Consider the following 13,799-nt stretch of genomic DNA (forward strand, 5'->3'; position numbering starts at 1 on the left):
ATTCCTGCATCGATAGCCTCTCAATCCGTTGTTGGGATTGGGCGATCCATAAACCGAATCGCACGGGCACCTCTACTGGCACCATGAGCCAACATTCAGCCGCCGTCGCACTGGTCAATCGTCTCAAGTTCAAGCATCTCGCCCTGCTCGTCGCGCTCGACGACACCCGCAACCTGCATCATGCCGCCGAGGCCGTCAACGTCGCGCAACCGAGCGCGAGCCGCATGCTCGGCGATATCGAGGAAGCGTTCGGCTTTCTGCTGTTCGAGCGCAACGCCCGCGGCATGACGCCGACGCCGCTCGGCGTCGTCACGCTCGCTTACGCGCGCCGCGCGCTTGCCGAACTCACACGCTTCGCCGAAGACCTCGATGTCAAACGCCGCGGCGGTCACGGGCAATTGACCGTCGGCGCGATCATGGGCGCCGCGCCCGATCTGCTGGCGATGTCGGTCGCCGTGCTGAAGACCGAAAGCCCGCTGCTCAACGTGCGCATCCTCGGTGAAACGAGCGACCAGGTCGTGCAATTGCTGCATCGCCGCGAGGTCGATCTCGCCCTGGGGCGCCTGACCAATCCTTTGCAGCACAACGACTTCAGTTTCGAGCCGCTCGCGCGCGAAACGCTGCTGCTGGTCGTGCGCGCCGTGCATCCGCTCGCGCGGCGCACGCGCATCACGTTGCGCGAACTGGTTGCGTGGCCGTGGGTGGCGCAGCCGATCACGAGTCCGGCGCGCGTGCTGTTCGAGGAAGAACTCGCGCGCGCGGGGCTCGCCACGCCAGTCAATCTGACCGAATGCGCATCGATCTTCGCGACGCTGCAATTGCTCGAAAACTACGATGCGGTCGCGATGCTGCCGGAATCGGTCGTGCGCGATCATGTGCGCGGCGGGCTGCTCGTCGCGCTGCCGCTGGAAATCGGCAAGAGCCTCGCGGGTTTCGGCATTCTGACGCGCAAGGAAGAGCCGCTCGCCGAGCCGGCGCTGCGCTTGATCGATCTGCTGCGCAGCTTCTCGCGCAACCTCGCGCGCGACAATCCCGCCATCGCACCCGGCACGCTGACTGCGCCCGCCACGGTCAATTGACGCCCGCATCGCGCGTCGCTTATTGCAGGTTCACGAACAGGCCGCCGTCGACGAGCAGCGCAGCGCCCGTCACATAGCGCGCGCGGTCCGACGCGAGAAACACGACGCAATCGGCGACGTCGTCGGGATGCCCGAGGCGGCCGAGCGGAATGCGCTGCTCGAAGTAGGTCTTCTTTGCTTCGTCGGCGAGATCTTCGGCGTTCAGATCGGTCGCGATCGTGCCCGGCATCACCGAGTTGCAGCGGATGCCGTACGGCCCCAACGCAATCGCGCACGACTGCATCAGCGAATGCACGCCGGCCTTGGTCGGCGTGTAATGCGTCTGCATGCCGCCGCCCACCAACGCGCTGATCGAACTCGTCGCGACGATCGCGCCACCGGTGCCCTGCTTTTTCATCTGCTGCGCGGCCGCTTGCGTGACGAAGAACGCGCCGTTCAGATTGACCGCGACCGTCGATTCGAGCACATCGGCCGGCATGTCGAGAAACGCGTGGAACGGACAGATGCCGGCATTGCTCGCGAGCACGTCGACCTTGCCGAACGCGTCGACCGTACGGCGCACCAGCTCCTGACCGGTATCGCGCGCCGCGACGTTGCCTTCCACCGCGATCACGCGCCGCCCCAAAGCCTCGATTTCGCCGACCACTTCCTCGACCGCCGAGCGGCGGCCATACGATGCGTCGTTGTCACCCCAGTAGTTGATCGCCACGTCCGCGCCTTCGCGGGCGCAGGCCACCGCGATTGCGCGTCCGATGCCGCGCGAGCCGCCGGTGACGATCACGACTTTGTCCTTGAGCAGCACCTTAGTCTCCTTTGCCAGGGTTCGCCGTTCGGCCTACGTTCAAAGCATTCAACTCGTTCAATGCTGATAAGGCCGCACCAGCGCGCATTCCGGATTGAGCCGCACGCCAAAGCCCGGCGTATCCGGCACCTTCATGCGCCCGTTCACCGGCACAGGCTCGTCGAGCAGCAGCGGGTTGAACATCGGCACGACTTCGTCGGCTTTCGGCGCCATCATCAGAAACTCGGAGAACGGCGAGTTATGGCGCGTGACGACGAAGTGATAGCTGTACACCGACGAACCGTGCGGCACCACCATCACGTTGTGCGCATCGGCGAGCGCGGAAATCTTGATTAGCTCAGTGATGCCGCCGCACCAGCCGACGTCGGGCTGGATCAGATCGCAGCACTGCATCTCCAGCAGCATCCGGAAGCCCCAGCGCGTCGCCTCGTGCTCGCCGGTCGACACCATCATGCCGCGTGGCACGTTGCGGCGCAGTTCGGCGTAACCCCAGTAATCGTCGGGAGGAAGACATTCCTCGAGCCATTTGAGGCCGTATTCGTGCGCGCCTTGCGCGAGCCGCGTCGCGTAGCGCACGTCGAGGCTCATCCAGCAGTCGTACATCAGCCAGAAGTCGTCGCCGACGCGCGAACGCATATCGGCGAGCTTCTCGAGGTTCTGCCTGAGTCCGTCTTCGCCTTCCGCGGGACCGTGCTGCAACGGCAGCTTGCCGCCGATGAAGCCCATCTCCTTCGCGAGATCGGGCCGCGCGCCGGTCGCATAGAACACCAGCTCGTCGCGCACCGGGCCGCCCAATAGTTGATACACGGGCTCCTTGCGAACCTTCGCGAGCAGATCCCACAGCGCGAGATCGACGCCGGAAATCGTATTGAGCACGACGCCCTTGCGCCCGTAGTACAGCGTCGCGAAGTACATCTGATCCCACATCTTCTCGATGTCGGTGACGAGCTGCCCTTCGAGAAAACGCGCGAGATGCTTCTCGACGATGAAGGCGCCGATCTCGCCGCCGGTCGTCACCGCGAAGCCCACGGTGCCGTCGCTCGCCTCGATCTCGACGACCAGCGTGCCGAGTACGTTGATGCCGAATGACTGGCGGCTCTGACGGTACTCGGGATAACGCGCCATCGGCGTCGCGATGTGATCGTCGATCCAGTGCCCGCCGGCCTGGTCGTGATAGTCCGCGCCGCCGCCGCGAACGATGAAGGCACGCACGTGCCGGATGGTAGGCATGGCCATGAAAGGGCTCCGTGAGAGAGGCGTCGAAGCGGCTCGACAACGCGCGTTCGACGCGTGTGCAATGCTCGAGCAGCGCGATTAATAAGTGGCGCGGCCGCCGGACAGATCAAACACCGAGCCGGTGCTGAACGCGCAGTCTTCGGAAGACAGCCACAGGATCAGCGACGCCGCTTCTTCCGGCAGCAGGAAACGGTTCATCGGAATCTTCGACAGCATGTAGTCGATGTGCTGCTGCGACATCGAATCGAAGATCTCGGTCTTGGCCGCGGCCGGCGTGACCGCATTGACGAGGATGTTTCTGGTCGCGAGTTCCTTGCCGAGCGACTTGGTGAGCCCGATCAAGCCCGCTTTCGACGCGCTGTAGTGCGAAGCATTCGGATTGCCCTCCTTGCCCGCCACCGACGCGATATTGACGATGCGGCCATAGCCCTGCTTCAGCATCTGCGGCACGACCGCGCGGCAGGTCAGGTACGGGCCGATCAGATTCACGTCGATCACGCGGCGCCACAGGTCCGGCTCGAGCTCCCATGTCGTGCCGTTGCCGCCGGTGATGCCCGCGCAGTTGATCAGCACGTCGATCGAGCGGTGCTCGGCGACCGTTTGCGCGGTGGCTTGCTGGACCGCGGCTTCGTCGGTCAGCTCGACCGTGACGGCGCTGACCTTGCCGAGTTCGCTCAGCTCGCGCTGGCTGCGCGCGAGGCGTTCGCTATCAACGTCCCACAACGCCACCGACGCGCCCGACTGCAACGCCCGCTGCGCGACCGCGTAGCCGATGCCGCGCGCGCCGCCGGTGATAACGACCGCGCGCCCCTCCAGATCGATCCGATTCATTGCTGTGCTCCTGTGGGCCGCCGTGCGGCGCGCCGTCGAGTTGTTGTATATCGCTGCAGTCAATATACGGGCGGTGCGATGCACCAACAATTCGACTATCGGAGGGGGCGATAGCAAAAGTGAATCGGCAGCGGGATCGAGCGCTAATGGGAAGCGAAGATGCTAGTCATCGGCAGCGACGAAAAGCATCGACACATACAGAATGGTCGACACGACGATGATGCCGACACCGACCAGCACCTTGGTCCGGTCGAAGTTGATGCCGCCGATGATCGCTATGCCGATCCCGAACACCGACGACAACGTGCCGACCGCCGCGAGGCCCACGTGGATCTTGCTGCGGACGAGCCTTTTGCGCTCCGATTCGGCAGTGGTTTCCGTTTCGCTCTGTTCCATTCCCCGCTCCTTCGCGCGCGACGCGATGACCCTGGTGAAACCCGAGCCGCGATGGCCGGCGCGCGCCATCGAACCCCCGGTTGCGGTTCGACTCCGCGCGCCTCGATACGCTTCAGCGTAGTTTATTTAAGCCTTCCCGAGCGCCGTTATTTGACGTCCGCGCCGTTGCGCGACACCGACGCCGCGATAGCCGACACGAACACCGCGCGCACCGAATCGCCGACCTTCAGTCTTTCGAGCGGAATATCCGGCGCCACGTCGAGCGTTTCGGTGCGCGACGGCCCGCGCAGCGTGATCGTGCGCTGCTTGCGATCGATCTTGCGCACTGTCGCCACGACTTCGACGCGCCGCGCCGATGCAACCACACCGTTGGCCGCGGGCTGCGTGACTTCGGTATCGATGCGCTGGCGAATTCCGCTCGGCGCGAGTTTGTCGACGCCGACCAATAGCGCCTTTTTGTACGCAATCGTCACCATGTCGCCGATATGCAGTTTGCTGATGTCGGCGGCTTGCGGATTCACGTCGAAGGTTTCGTCGCCGCCGTGGGGGCCGCGCAGCGTCACGCTGTTCGTCGCGGGATCGATCGCGACGACGCGCGCCTGAACGTGCAGCAGCGCGGCGGCGCCGATTGCCCGCTGTTCCGGCGCGGACGCCGCGTTGTCCTGCGCGAACGCCGAACCCGCCGCCGCAACCAAAACCGCTAACGCAACCGTGATCGCCTTCGCCCGCATGAGCCCGGAGCCCGTTGTATTGGAAGCCATGAACTGCTCCTATTGATTGCGTCGTTGTTACGGCAAATGGTTTGTCGCAGATCGCGTACTACGCGCAGCAGCGGCAACTGCGGTCGCTCCGAATAAAAAGGAAAGCGCACTATTAATCGCTTTTATCAGACAGGGTACGCACTTTTTGAAACCAATAACGGTTCGTTTTCTGATGCGCCGATTTGTCTCGCAAAACTGCGCGTGAAAAGCGCGTGGTAGCGGGTGACCGCGCGCCAAAGAGCCCGCGCGGCTTTGCGCACGCGTTCGCGAAGCATCAGCGCAGGGGTTGAGAGCTAGCCATAACAGGTGCCTCGCAACGAGATGGACCACCGGGCGACCCAATGTAAGTGGGGCCGGAAATTGCCCTACGTTATGACTGTTTCAAACTGTCTCGGGGATGCTAGCAAACGGGTAAAGGAATGGCAAGATAAGGGATCGCGCATCGCAATTCCGGATTAATCGGGCTTGCTGCGTCAAATCTTTTATGACGAGTGGCGATTCATTTGCCATAAAAATATGATGGTCGTTGTTTCGACTGTGGACGAATTGGCAATCGGCGAACGACTCAGCATAAACCCTTAATGGATGACACTGACGCTATTGCGCATCACTTCGCGACGAATACAAAAAATTGTCGTCAATCATTGGAATACTGCGCAACACGGCCGGATCGATCGAGCGAATTTTGCCGTCGAGGTCACAGTCATGTGGCATCGCAGGCACAGCGTTTGCTGTAGCTCGCGTCGGCGTTTAACGCACAAACATTGGAATATCGAAAGGACACCACACACATGGTCACGACTCGCCCCTGCACCGCCGCCTGCGTCATCGACGGCCGTCTCGTCACGCTCACTTTCTATCCGGACAACGGCGTATTGCGTATTGCCGATCCGACCGGCGTCTGTCTACGCGAAACGCGCTGGCATGGGTCATGGCGCGCTCTGCTGGAAGTGTTCCGCGGTTACTACGATCCGGCGGAAAACCGCGCCACGGCACCCGGCGTCGACGATATCGTCGCGCGCCTCGGCGAGCGCAGCGCTGATGTTCCGCGGGAATTGGCATTCTCGTGAAATGGCATGCGCTTGCGGTGAAGCGCATGCACTGTGGCGGCGCGCGGCGCCCCACTGCGGGCGCGCTCATCCGGCGCGCCCTGCTGCCGCTCGCGGACCGGTCATTGACCGAAATAGGTTTTGCACTCAGTGCTGAACGAGCAGGACTGGCTGCGCCGGCCACCCGCTTGCGACTCGCCCGCCGCAACACCGCCATACGACGCGTTGCGCACGCCCTGCTCGCGCGGGTCCCAGCTCCGACCGTAGGACATGTCGGTCGTCGCCTGCGCCGATTCGTTCGCATTGAACTGCATCATCGCGCGACCTGACATGCCGGGGTCCGCCTGGCCGCTCAGCTCCTCCGCGGCGGCTTTCCCCGGTACCAGAAACAGGACGGCGGTCGCGGCAATCATCAATATACGTGCTCTCATTTCCGGACTCCTCGATCCGGCGCAGCAGTGTTCGTCCTCCACAAGAATTGATCCGCGAACAGCCAGCCTGCCCAATGGGGCCGAGGAACGGGTCGATGCCAATGCGCTACTGCTGCGACGGGTCACCGAACTAAACAGATGAAGAATTACCGCGCTGGCAACCGATGCTCGACGCTTTCCCGGAGCGTCGGCGGAATCGGTGCGCATAAGGCGGTTGTAAGTCTGCGTTGCGCAGCTTTTCGTCTTTCTTTTATAGGTCGCGCCACCCGGAATTCAATCCAGGAGCTTCCAGCAGAGTGACCGATCGTCCGCACCGTTCGATAAACCGCATTCACTGATAAATTCAACGTGAACTAAGCGTGCTTTGCTCGCGCATTGCGTTATGATGTTGCTACAAAGCACAAAATAGCGAACCCGCACATCGACGAAAGTCCGGTGAAAGACGGACAGCGTGGAGTGACTCCATCCATTCGCAATCATTGCATCGAGACTCAGAGTTTTTCATCGCGAACGTCAGGCTTACCGGCCTCGTTCGCCGCGCTGCGACATGCTGAAATATTTGCTGATCGAGACTCTCAGTTCGAGGGCCGGTTGTTCCAGCGGCCGACTTCGTCCGAAGCCGTACTGCAATTCGGGGAGCAACGTTTTTTAACCCGGCACATGGCATTTCCGTCAATTGACAACCCCACCGCGGGGCGGCCCCATTCAGTCGGGCTCGACGCTTCGCAGCTTTTTCCCCGCAATCTGTCTTCGACAGTACGCTGCACGTTTTAGAAGGACAAATATCCTATGGACGAAAGGAAGCGAGATAGCATGATTGCGTATCTCCGCCATCGCATGGAAGAGTTTGGTATCAGGCCAGAAGACCTCGCCGCGGCGCTGGCAACCGAGTCATTGGCCAAAAAAGCTGAGCGCTATCGCAATGCGACCGGAGACAGCTGGGATGGCAATGGCGAAATGCCGCAATGGTTGAAGCAAGCCATTAGTGCCGGCCAGAGCATTGAGCATTTCGAATTGGCCGCAAAGCCGGCGCCCGCACCCCAACCGAAAACCCAACCGAAAAAACAGGTGGACTGGTCGAATGACCCGTTCGCCGGCACGCGGCTCGCGCGCCCGAATAACCGCTAGGTGCAGGCCGCCGCGCATGAAGGCGCGGACACCATGGCTGCGGATTCGAAACGAACCGCCGTGCCACGCACCGGTTTTGCGCCACCGCCTGGCATATTCACGGTATTCGCGGCATTCACCGTATTCCCCGCATTGATGGCATTCGCCGGATCGGCGATATTCGCGTGATTCGCGTGATTCGACGCAGGCTGCGCATATTGCGGCAGTTCGATAAACGCGCTGACCTGCCGCACGATCTGCCAGAAGGTCTTGTCGAAAAGACGGGCGTGCTCGTCAGCGGACCCGTGGCCGCCCGCAAGCGGATCGGCAATGGTCCAATAGACGAACGCGGGCGTGCCGGGAAATACCGGCGCATGCAGTCCGCCGACGAATTCGTCGAGCGCGATCACGATATCCATGCGCGGCGCCCATTCACCGGTGAATTCCAGCCAGCTTTTGGGGCTCAGCACCGCGCGCCCCGAAATGCCGGGCTGCAATTGCGCGACCGCAAGTGGATGAAGGCGCGCCGCCGGTTCAGGGCCCGCGCTGAACGCCTCGAACCGGTGCCCCGCCAGTTCGCGAAGTAAAGCTTCTGCAATGATGCTGCGGATCGAATTATCGCGGCAGAGAAACAACACCTTATATTTTCTGGACACGCTTACCCCGTACCGATGTTTTTTTATTTAGCCTCTGGGCGGAATTGTGCCGCTCCAGTCTTGCGCCCCCGTGACACTACTGCGTCTTTTTTATTTGCGCCACGGGATTCGCGCCAGCTATCTCGAGTCCGGGGCACAGAGCACAACTTTGCGAACGATGGGCAGTGTACCAGTGTCCTGCCCCCACTTTCAGCACCCTTTTTGAATATTTGCCAGATCAAGCGATGCTGCCGCCGTACCGGCGGTTCGGCGCGCTCGGCTTGTCCGGTCGCGGTCGCCAGCGCGCGGACCTGGGGGTAAGGGTATACGCGGCAGGCGTTGCCTCGAATGAGGTTGCCGCGGGCGACCCGGGTCGTCGCGACACGTCAGAATTTCAGGCTGTTGAGGAACTGGAACCACAGATTGCCGAGCGCGCCGGCCGGATGGATGTCGCTCGCGGTCTCGTCGCGCTTCGCGTGATTCGCGCGTTTGACATGCGGCGTGTCGTGAGAAGCGGTTTCTGAAGCCGTGCCGGTATCGTGCGCGGTTTTCGCCAGTTCGGGCTCGGCCGCCTCAGCTTGCGCCGCTTCCGCGCCCTTCGCCGCCTTCCCTGCGCGTTGGGCATTTTGCGAGGCGTCCGCCTCGTCACGGCGCGCCGCCTGCAACGCCGCGACGCTGTCGGCGATCTGCGCGGCGCGCTGGAGTTCGCATTGCCGTCCGAGCAGCACGCCGAACAGCACGTCGCGATTGTGGCCCTGGTCGGCGAAGCGGATCGCGATCGACACCATCTCCGCATACGCGGCTTCGTCGGCTGCGCGCGCCGCCGCCTCACGCTTCGCCTGCGCGCGTTGCCGACGCGTGTGCTGCGCCTCCCACTCGCGCATCTGCTCAGCGTAGACAGTGTCGTAGACCTTGCGCTGCTCGGCATCCGACAGGATCGCGTACGCGTCCTTGATTTCCTGGAACGCCGCGCGCGCCACGTCCTCGGCACCGTGATTACGATCCGGATGCCACTTCATCGCGGCCTTGCGGTAAGCCCGCTTGATTTCGTCGTCGGTGGCGTGCGCGGGCACGCCGAGCGTGTCATACAGGGTTGCCATGCTGGGCTCGATCTCGCGGAAAATCACTGCGGGCATCGTAGCATGCAAAAAGCGGCGTCATCGTGAAGCGGGTACCACGCACGCGCATGCAATCGGCATTACCGCAATGGCGCATCGTCCGCCGGCGACCCAAGAAAAAAAGGCCCCACCACTTGCGTAGCGAGGCCGAGTCCCATGTCTAAGGAGATTTATGGAGGAGACAAGTCCATCTTAGGGTCTTGCCCGCACGCGCCCAACCAACGATTCGCCATATGCTTATCGGCCGCGTGCTCACGTGCATTGCAGAGCGACTCGGCGAGCTGTGGCCGCATGGTTATATCGTTAGAACAAAAAGTCGCTTAGCCGCGCGGCGCTCGCTCATTAAGATGACACTTCAAAGTCCGGTTCGCTCCGGCCGGTCCGTTCACGGCCGTGCACGTGCGTTGCTGACGCTGCATGAGTCCCGCATCGACCGCGCCGTCAACCGCAGCGTGAACCGCAATCGAAGGAGCATTTCGTTGAGCAGATCCGATCATTCCCGCCCGCCGCTCATCGTCGGTATTGGCGGTACGACGCGCGCGGCCTCGTCGACCGAGCGCGCGCTGGCCTTCGCGTTGCGCGGCGCCGAAGCCGCCGGCGCGCAAACCCGCCTGTTCGGCGGCAGTTTCCTGCATAGCCTGCCGCACTACGCGCCGGAACAGCCGGCCCGCACCGCCGAACAGCTCGAGCTGATCGACGCTGTGCGTCGCGCGGACGCGGTGATCATCGCGACACCCGGCTATCACGGCGGCGTATCCGGGCTCGTGAAAAACGCGCTCGACACGCTCGAGGAATTGCGCGCCGACGAGCGCCCGTATCTGGATGGCCGCGCGGTGGGCTGCATCGTCACCGCCTACGGCTGGCAGGCGGCGGGCTCCGTGCTGACGTCGCTGCGCTCGATCGTGCATGCGCTGCGTGGCTGGCCTACGCCGTTCGGTGCCGGCATCAATACGCTGGAGACGCGCTTCGATAGCGTCGACAGCTGCTCCGATCCGAAAGTGATCGAACAACTCTCGACCGTCGGCCAGCAAGCCGCGCAGTTCGCGCTCGCGTTCAATGCACAGCGTGCGCACGGCGCACCCACCGCGTCCAGCCATTCGGCCGCGAGCCGGGCATCCGCACAAGGCACCACCACCCCGATCGCCGCGGACAGCCGTTCCGCGCGCGTCTTGCACGCGGTCTGAAACACTCTCCCGGGCACCGTGACGCCGCCGCCATCGCGCACGGCGCCACGCTTTGCGCCGAGCGACCGTGCGCCACATAACAGACATCGCGACCCCGCGCGAATAGAGTCACCGAACACAGCGACTTTGATCCGATCCGGGCTTCTGCTTACCACTCCCGCCCCGCGCTGATTTGCTTCCGACGAAAGATTGGTTCACCCGCTGCGCAGCGCGCCCTACGCTTGACCCTGCCCGCCGCTTCACACACCTTCGGCAACGACAGGGCCGCGCCGCACGCATTGGTATTCCGCACGACACGCGCGGACACACAGACAAGTCAAGATCATGAACTCACACATCCGCTACAAGGGCTACGAGGTCGAAGCGGCAACGCAACTGCTCCCCAACGGATTATTCGCCGCCAATCTGACGATCGAGCAGCGCGACGAGAATACGCGCAAAGCTTATTCGTTCGACGCGCTCGACTACTTCTTCGACGAAGAGCATGCGCTCGCCTATGCGTCCGACTGGGGGCGCATGTGGATCGACAATCACCGGTAAGCGCATCGATATCGATGACAGCGAGCGCGACGCGCGTTGTGCATCGCCCGGCATCGGCTTTCAGGCGGATGTGCCAGAATAGCTGAACCCTTGCGTTCGCTGTCTGCCCGCGTGACCTGTCCGCTTCTTCGACGGATGCAGTCGAACCTCGCGCCGCCCGCGACGCATCCATCGATACGGAGACGCCCGTAATGACATGGACCGTCGATGCACAACTCGCGCTCAGCGCGGCACAAGCGGTCGAGGCGCTGCAATCCGGCCGGCTCAAAGCCGCCGACTACGTCGCCACCCTGCTCGCGCGCGCCGCCGCGCTCACTCAGCTGAACGCGCTCACCACGCTCGACTTCCACGGCGCGCTCGCCGCCGCGCAGCGCATCGACGCATTGACGCCAGCGGAGCGGGCGCGACTGCCGCTTTGCGGCCTCGCCATAGTCGTCAAGGACAACATCAACACCGCGGGCCTGCCGACGACGGCTGGCACGCCCGCGCTCGCCGGCTTTGTGCCGAACACCAACGCGCCATCGGTGCAACGCCTCGTCGACGCGGGTGCGATCGTGCTCGGCAAGGCCAATATGCACGAGCTCGCGTTCGGCATCACGAGCACCAACCTGTCCGCGCACGCGGGGCCGGTGCGTAACCCGTACGATCCGTCGCTGATGCCAGGCGGCTCGTCGGGCGGCACCGCGGTGGCGATCGCCGCGCGCATCGCGCCCGCCGGACTGGGCACCGACACCGGCGGCTCGACCCGCATCCCGGCCGCGCTGACCGGCACCGCGGGCTTTCGTCCTTCGGTCGGCAACGGCGGCGCAGAGCGGCGCTATCACGACCCGAATGCGGTCGTGCCGATCAGCCATACGCGCGACACCGTGGGCCCGATGGCGCGCAGCGTCGCTGATCTGGCGCTGCTCGACGGCGTGATCACCGGCGACGGCGCGTTGCCTGCGATTGCGCTCGAAGGCTTGCGCATCGGCTTGCCCGCGCCGCTGTGGGACGCTCTCGAACGACAGGTCGAAGACGTCGCGCGCGCAGCGCTGCAAAAGCTCGAAGCCGCGGGTGTCACATTCGTGTCGGTCGCGATGACCGAGTTGGAGCATCTGAACGGCATGGTCGGCGGTCCGCTCGCCATTCACGAAGCGCGCGACGACGTGCGCGCGTGGCTCGTCGCGAATCAGGCGCCGGTGCAGACCGTCGCCGAACTGGCCGTGCGCATCGCGAGCCCGGACGTGCGCGCGATCTACGACGACGTGCTCGCCGACGTGCTCGGCTCGCACTATTCGGCGGCGCTCAATTACTGGCGGCCGCGGCTGCAGAACTACGTCGCGGCGACGTTCGCGAATGCCGGTCTCGATGCTTTGCTGTTTCCTACGACGCGGCTCGTCGCGGTGCCGATCGACGATTTGAATGGCTCGTCGACGGTCACGATCGACGGCGGTCCGCCGATCGATACGATGGAGGCGTTCCTGCGTAATACCGACCCGGCCAGCACATCCGGCATTCCGGGGCTGTCACTGCCGGCGGGCATCAGCGCGAGCGGGCTGCCGGTCGGCCTCGAACTCGATGGACCGCTCGGCTCGGACAGGCGGCTGCTGGCCATCGGCGTCGCGATCGAACAGGTACTGGGAGCGTTGCCGGCGCCGGTACTGTGAAGCCCGTGTTTCACGTCGGCGCCATGTGGTTTGTGTTTTAATGCCTGCGCATTACAGCCCGCATTCCAACGCTTTCCCCGCCCGAACCCACCCTAGCGACGATGACGAACCTCGCCACCGCCCTCTCATCTCGCGGCCTCGCGCGCCGCATCGTTCATTCGACCGCCGTGCTCACGGTCGCTCTCGCCGCCAGCGCCTGCGCGCGCCTCGCGACGGTCGATTCCAACGCGCTGTGGAAAATCGTCGACATCCGCTGCGTGCCGTCGCAGCAGGCCACCGGCACGCCGGGGCAATGCTCGCTCGTCGATCTCGACAAACGCTATGTCGTCCTGAAGGACATTGTGGGCCGCTCGCAGTTTCTGCTGATGCCGACTGATCGCATCACCGGCATCGAAAGTCCGCTGATCCTCGCGCCCGATGCGAAAGACTACTGGAGCGACGCGTGGGATTCGCGCCATTTCGTGCAGCAAGCGGTCAAACGCGAAATGCCCGACGATCAGCTCGGCCTCGAAATCAACTCCGAATACCGTCGCTCGCAAAACCAGCTGCATATCCACATCGATTGCATGCGGCGTGAAGTCAGCGCCGCGCTCGCCGGTCACGCTCACGACGCGCCCGGCGAATGGCGCTGGGCAACGCTCGATGGCGAGCGCTACAGGATCATGCGCGTGAGCTCGCTGGGCGGCGCAAACGACCCGTTCAGGATCGTCGCGCGCGACAATCCCGATCCGGCGACGATGGCCACGCAAACCATCCTCGTGACCGGCGCGGGACCATCGGCGGCTCGGGATGGCTGGCTGATCGTCAACAGCGGTATCGACATCGATGGCGGCAGCGGCACGGCCGAAGGGCTGCTCGATCACGCGTGCCGCTTCGCTGACGATCATTGAACGCTTACCGGATACACGCTATCCGCGCCCGCTTTTCCACGATTGAGCAGATGCATTGCTCAATAAAATGGTTCGGGCGCACAGCGTCGCCCCG

General features: G+C 63.6%; 15 protein-coding genes. 7 read left to right on the plus strand and 8 right to left on the minus strand.

Annotated features, from left to right (window positions below; translation table 11 throughout):
• The first annotated feature begins 83 nt into the window (after positions 1-83).
• Positions 84-1,079 carry a LysR family transcriptional regulator gene (locus G5S42_RS07640; protein WP_176106220.1) on the plus strand — a complete coding sequence of 332 codons (996 nt, stop codon included), beginning with the start codon at positions 84-86 and terminating at the stop codon, positions 1,077-1,079.
• A gap of 19 nt (positions 1,080-1,098) precedes the next feature.
• Here G5S42_RS07640 and lra1 read toward each other — a convergent pair whose 3' ends face one another.
• From lra1 to G5S42_RS07665, 5 genes are all read right to left on the minus strand, one after another.
• On the minus strand, positions 1,099-1,881 hold the full coding sequence (gene lra1, locus G5S42_RS07645) for an L-rhamnose 1-dehydrogenase Lra1 (RefSeq protein WP_176106221.1): 783 nt from the start codon (positions 1,879-1,881) through the stop codon (positions 1,099-1,101).
• A 57-nt stretch (positions 1,882-1,938) separates the two neighbouring features.
• Complete coding sequence (gene rhmD / locus G5S42_RS07650) at positions 1,939-3,117, minus strand: L-rhamnonate dehydratase (RefSeq protein WP_176106222.1); 1,179 nt, start codon at positions 3,115-3,117, stop codon at positions 1,939-1,941.
• A 78-nt stretch (positions 3,118-3,195) separates the two neighbouring features.
• Complete coding sequence (locus tag G5S42_RS07655; RefSeq protein WP_176106223.1) at positions 3,196-3,948, minus strand: SDR family NAD(P)-dependent oxidoreductase; 753 nt, start codon at positions 3,946-3,948, stop codon at positions 3,196-3,198.
• A 162-nt stretch (positions 3,949-4,110) separates the two neighbouring features.
• Positions 4,111-4,344 (minus strand): hypothetical protein, encoded by a 234-nt coding sequence (locus tag G5S42_RS07660; protein ID WP_018434370.1) that lies wholly within the window; start codon positions 4,342-4,344, stop codon positions 4,111-4,113.
• Between the two features lie 146 nt (positions 4,345-4,490).
• Positions 4,491-5,105 carry a copper-binding protein gene (locus G5S42_RS07665; protein ID WP_176106224.1) on the minus strand — a complete coding sequence of 205 codons (615 nt, stop codon included), beginning with the start codon at positions 5,103-5,105 and terminating at the stop codon, positions 4,491-4,493.
• Between the two features lie 791 nt (positions 5,106-5,896).
• On the opposite strand from G5S42_RS07665, the gene G5S42_RS07670 reads away from it, so the two are divergent.
• On the plus strand, positions 5,897-6,175 hold the full coding sequence (locus tag G5S42_RS07670) for a hypothetical protein (protein WP_176106225.1): 279 nt from the start codon (positions 5,897-5,899) through the stop codon (positions 6,173-6,175).
• A 101-nt stretch (positions 6,176-6,276) separates the two neighbouring features.
• Here the strand turns inward: G5S42_RS07670 and G5S42_RS07675 are convergent, their stop codons facing one another.
• The gene (locus tag G5S42_RS07675) at positions 6,277-6,585 is read right to left on the minus strand and encodes a hypothetical protein (RefSeq protein ID WP_176106226.1); all 309 of its coding nucleotides are present in this window, start codon (positions 6,583-6,585) and stop codon (positions 6,277-6,279) included.
• A 789-nt stretch (positions 6,586-7,374) separates the two neighbouring features.
• On the opposite strand from G5S42_RS07675, the gene G5S42_RS07680 reads away from it, so the two are divergent.
• Complete coding sequence (locus G5S42_RS07680; RefSeq protein ID WP_176106227.1) at positions 7,375-7,713, plus strand: H-NS histone family protein; 339 nt, start codon at positions 7,375-7,377, stop codon at positions 7,711-7,713.
• Here G5S42_RS07680 and G5S42_RS07685 read toward each other — a convergent pair.
• On the minus strand, positions 7,710-8,348 hold the full coding sequence (locus G5S42_RS07685; protein ID WP_176106228.1) for an arsenate reductase/protein-tyrosine-phosphatase family protein: 639 nt from the start codon (positions 8,346-8,348) through the stop codon (positions 7,710-7,712). The two genes, G5S42_RS07680 and G5S42_RS07685, sit on opposite strands and share 4 nt — an antisense overlap.
• A 365-nt stretch (positions 8,349-8,713) precedes the next feature.
• Positions 8,714-9,427 (minus strand): J domain-containing protein, encoded by a 714-nt coding sequence (locus tag G5S42_RS07690; RefSeq protein WP_176106229.1) that lies wholly within the window; start codon positions 9,425-9,427, stop codon positions 8,714-8,716.
• 497 nt (positions 9,428-9,924) lie between these two features.
• Between G5S42_RS07690 and G5S42_RS07695 the strand changes: the two genes are divergently transcribed.
• The 4 genes from G5S42_RS07695 to G5S42_RS07710 all read left to right on the plus strand — a co-directional run bounded on the left by G5S42_RS07695 (position 9,925) and on the right by G5S42_RS07710 (position 13,705).
• Positions 9,925-10,629 carry an NADPH-dependent FMN reductase gene (locus G5S42_RS07695; protein WP_176106230.1) on the plus strand — a complete coding sequence of 235 codons (705 nt, stop codon included), beginning with the start codon at positions 9,925-9,927 and terminating at the stop codon, positions 10,627-10,629.
• Between the two features lie 324 nt (positions 10,630-10,953).
• Entirely contained in the window at positions 10,954-11,169 is a 216-nt protein-coding gene (locus tag G5S42_RS07700; protein WP_176106231.1) for a DUF6566 family protein, read from the plus strand.
• 191 nt (positions 11,170-11,360) lie between these two features.
• A complete protein-coding gene (iaaH, locus tag G5S42_RS07705) occupies positions 11,361-12,815 on the plus strand; it encodes an indoleacetamide hydrolase (RefSeq protein ID WP_176106232.1) in 1,455 nt (484 codons plus the stop codon).
• A 101-nt stretch (positions 12,816-12,916) separates the two neighbouring features.
• Positions 12,917-13,705, plus strand: a complete 789-nt coding sequence (locus G5S42_RS07710) for a CDP-diacylglycerol diphosphatase (protein ID WP_176106233.1) — start codon at positions 12,917-12,919, stop codon at positions 13,703-13,705.
• Positions 13,706-13,799: the final 94 nt, after the last annotated feature.

Origin of the sequence: Paraburkholderia youngii (genome assembly GCF_013366925.1) — a bacterium.
GTDB classification, from domain to species: Bacteria; Pseudomonadota; Gammaproteobacteria; order Burkholderiales; family Burkholderiaceae; genus Paraburkholderia; species Paraburkholderia youngii.

Excerpts from the sequence above, each read along its gene's own strand:
- G5S42_RS07640 (WP_176106220.1), top strand. The coding sequence starts at position 84 with ATGAGCCAACATTCAGCCGCCGTCGCACTGGTCAATCGTCTCAAGTTC.
- rhmD (WP_176106222.1), bottom strand. The coding sequence starts at position 3,117 with ATGGCCATGCCTACCATCCGGCACGTGCGTGCCTTCATCGTTCGCGGC.
- G5S42_RS07655 (WP_176106223.1), bottom strand. The coding sequence starts at position 3,948 with ATGAATCGGATCGATCTGGAGGGGCGCGCGGTCGTTATCACCGGCGGC.
- G5S42_RS07660 (WP_018434370.1), bottom strand. The coding sequence starts at position 4,344 with ATGGAACAGAGCGAAACGGAAACCACTGCCGAATCGGAGCGCAAAAGG.
- G5S42_RS07665 (WP_176106224.1), bottom strand. The coding sequence starts at position 5,105 with ATGGCTTCCAATACAACGGGCTCCGGGCTCATGCGGGCGAAGGCGATC.
- G5S42_RS07670 (WP_176106225.1), top strand. The coding sequence starts at position 5,897 with ATGGTCACGACTCGCCCCTGCACCGCCGCCTGCGTCATCGACGGCCGT.
- G5S42_RS07675 (WP_176106226.1), bottom strand. The coding sequence starts at position 6,585 with ATGAGAGCACGTATATTGATGATTGCCGCGACCGCCGTCCTGTTTCTG.
- G5S42_RS07680 (WP_176106227.1), top strand. The coding sequence starts at position 7,375 with ATGGACGAAAGGAAGCGAGATAGCATGATTGCGTATCTCCGCCATCGC.
- G5S42_RS07690 (WP_176106229.1), bottom strand. The coding sequence starts at position 9,427 with ATGGCAACCCTGTATGACACGCTCGGCGTGCCCGCGCACGCCACCGAC.
- G5S42_RS07700 (WP_176106231.1), top strand. The coding sequence starts at position 10,954 with ATGAACTCACACATCCGCTACAAGGGCTACGAGGTCGAAGCGGCAACG.
- iaaH (WP_176106232.1), top strand. The coding sequence starts at position 11,361 with ATGACATGGACCGTCGATGCACAACTCGCGCTCAGCGCGGCACAAGCG.
- G5S42_RS07710 (WP_176106233.1), top strand. The coding sequence starts at position 12,917 with ATGACGAACCTCGCCACCGCCCTCTCATCTCGCGGCCTCGCGCGCCGC.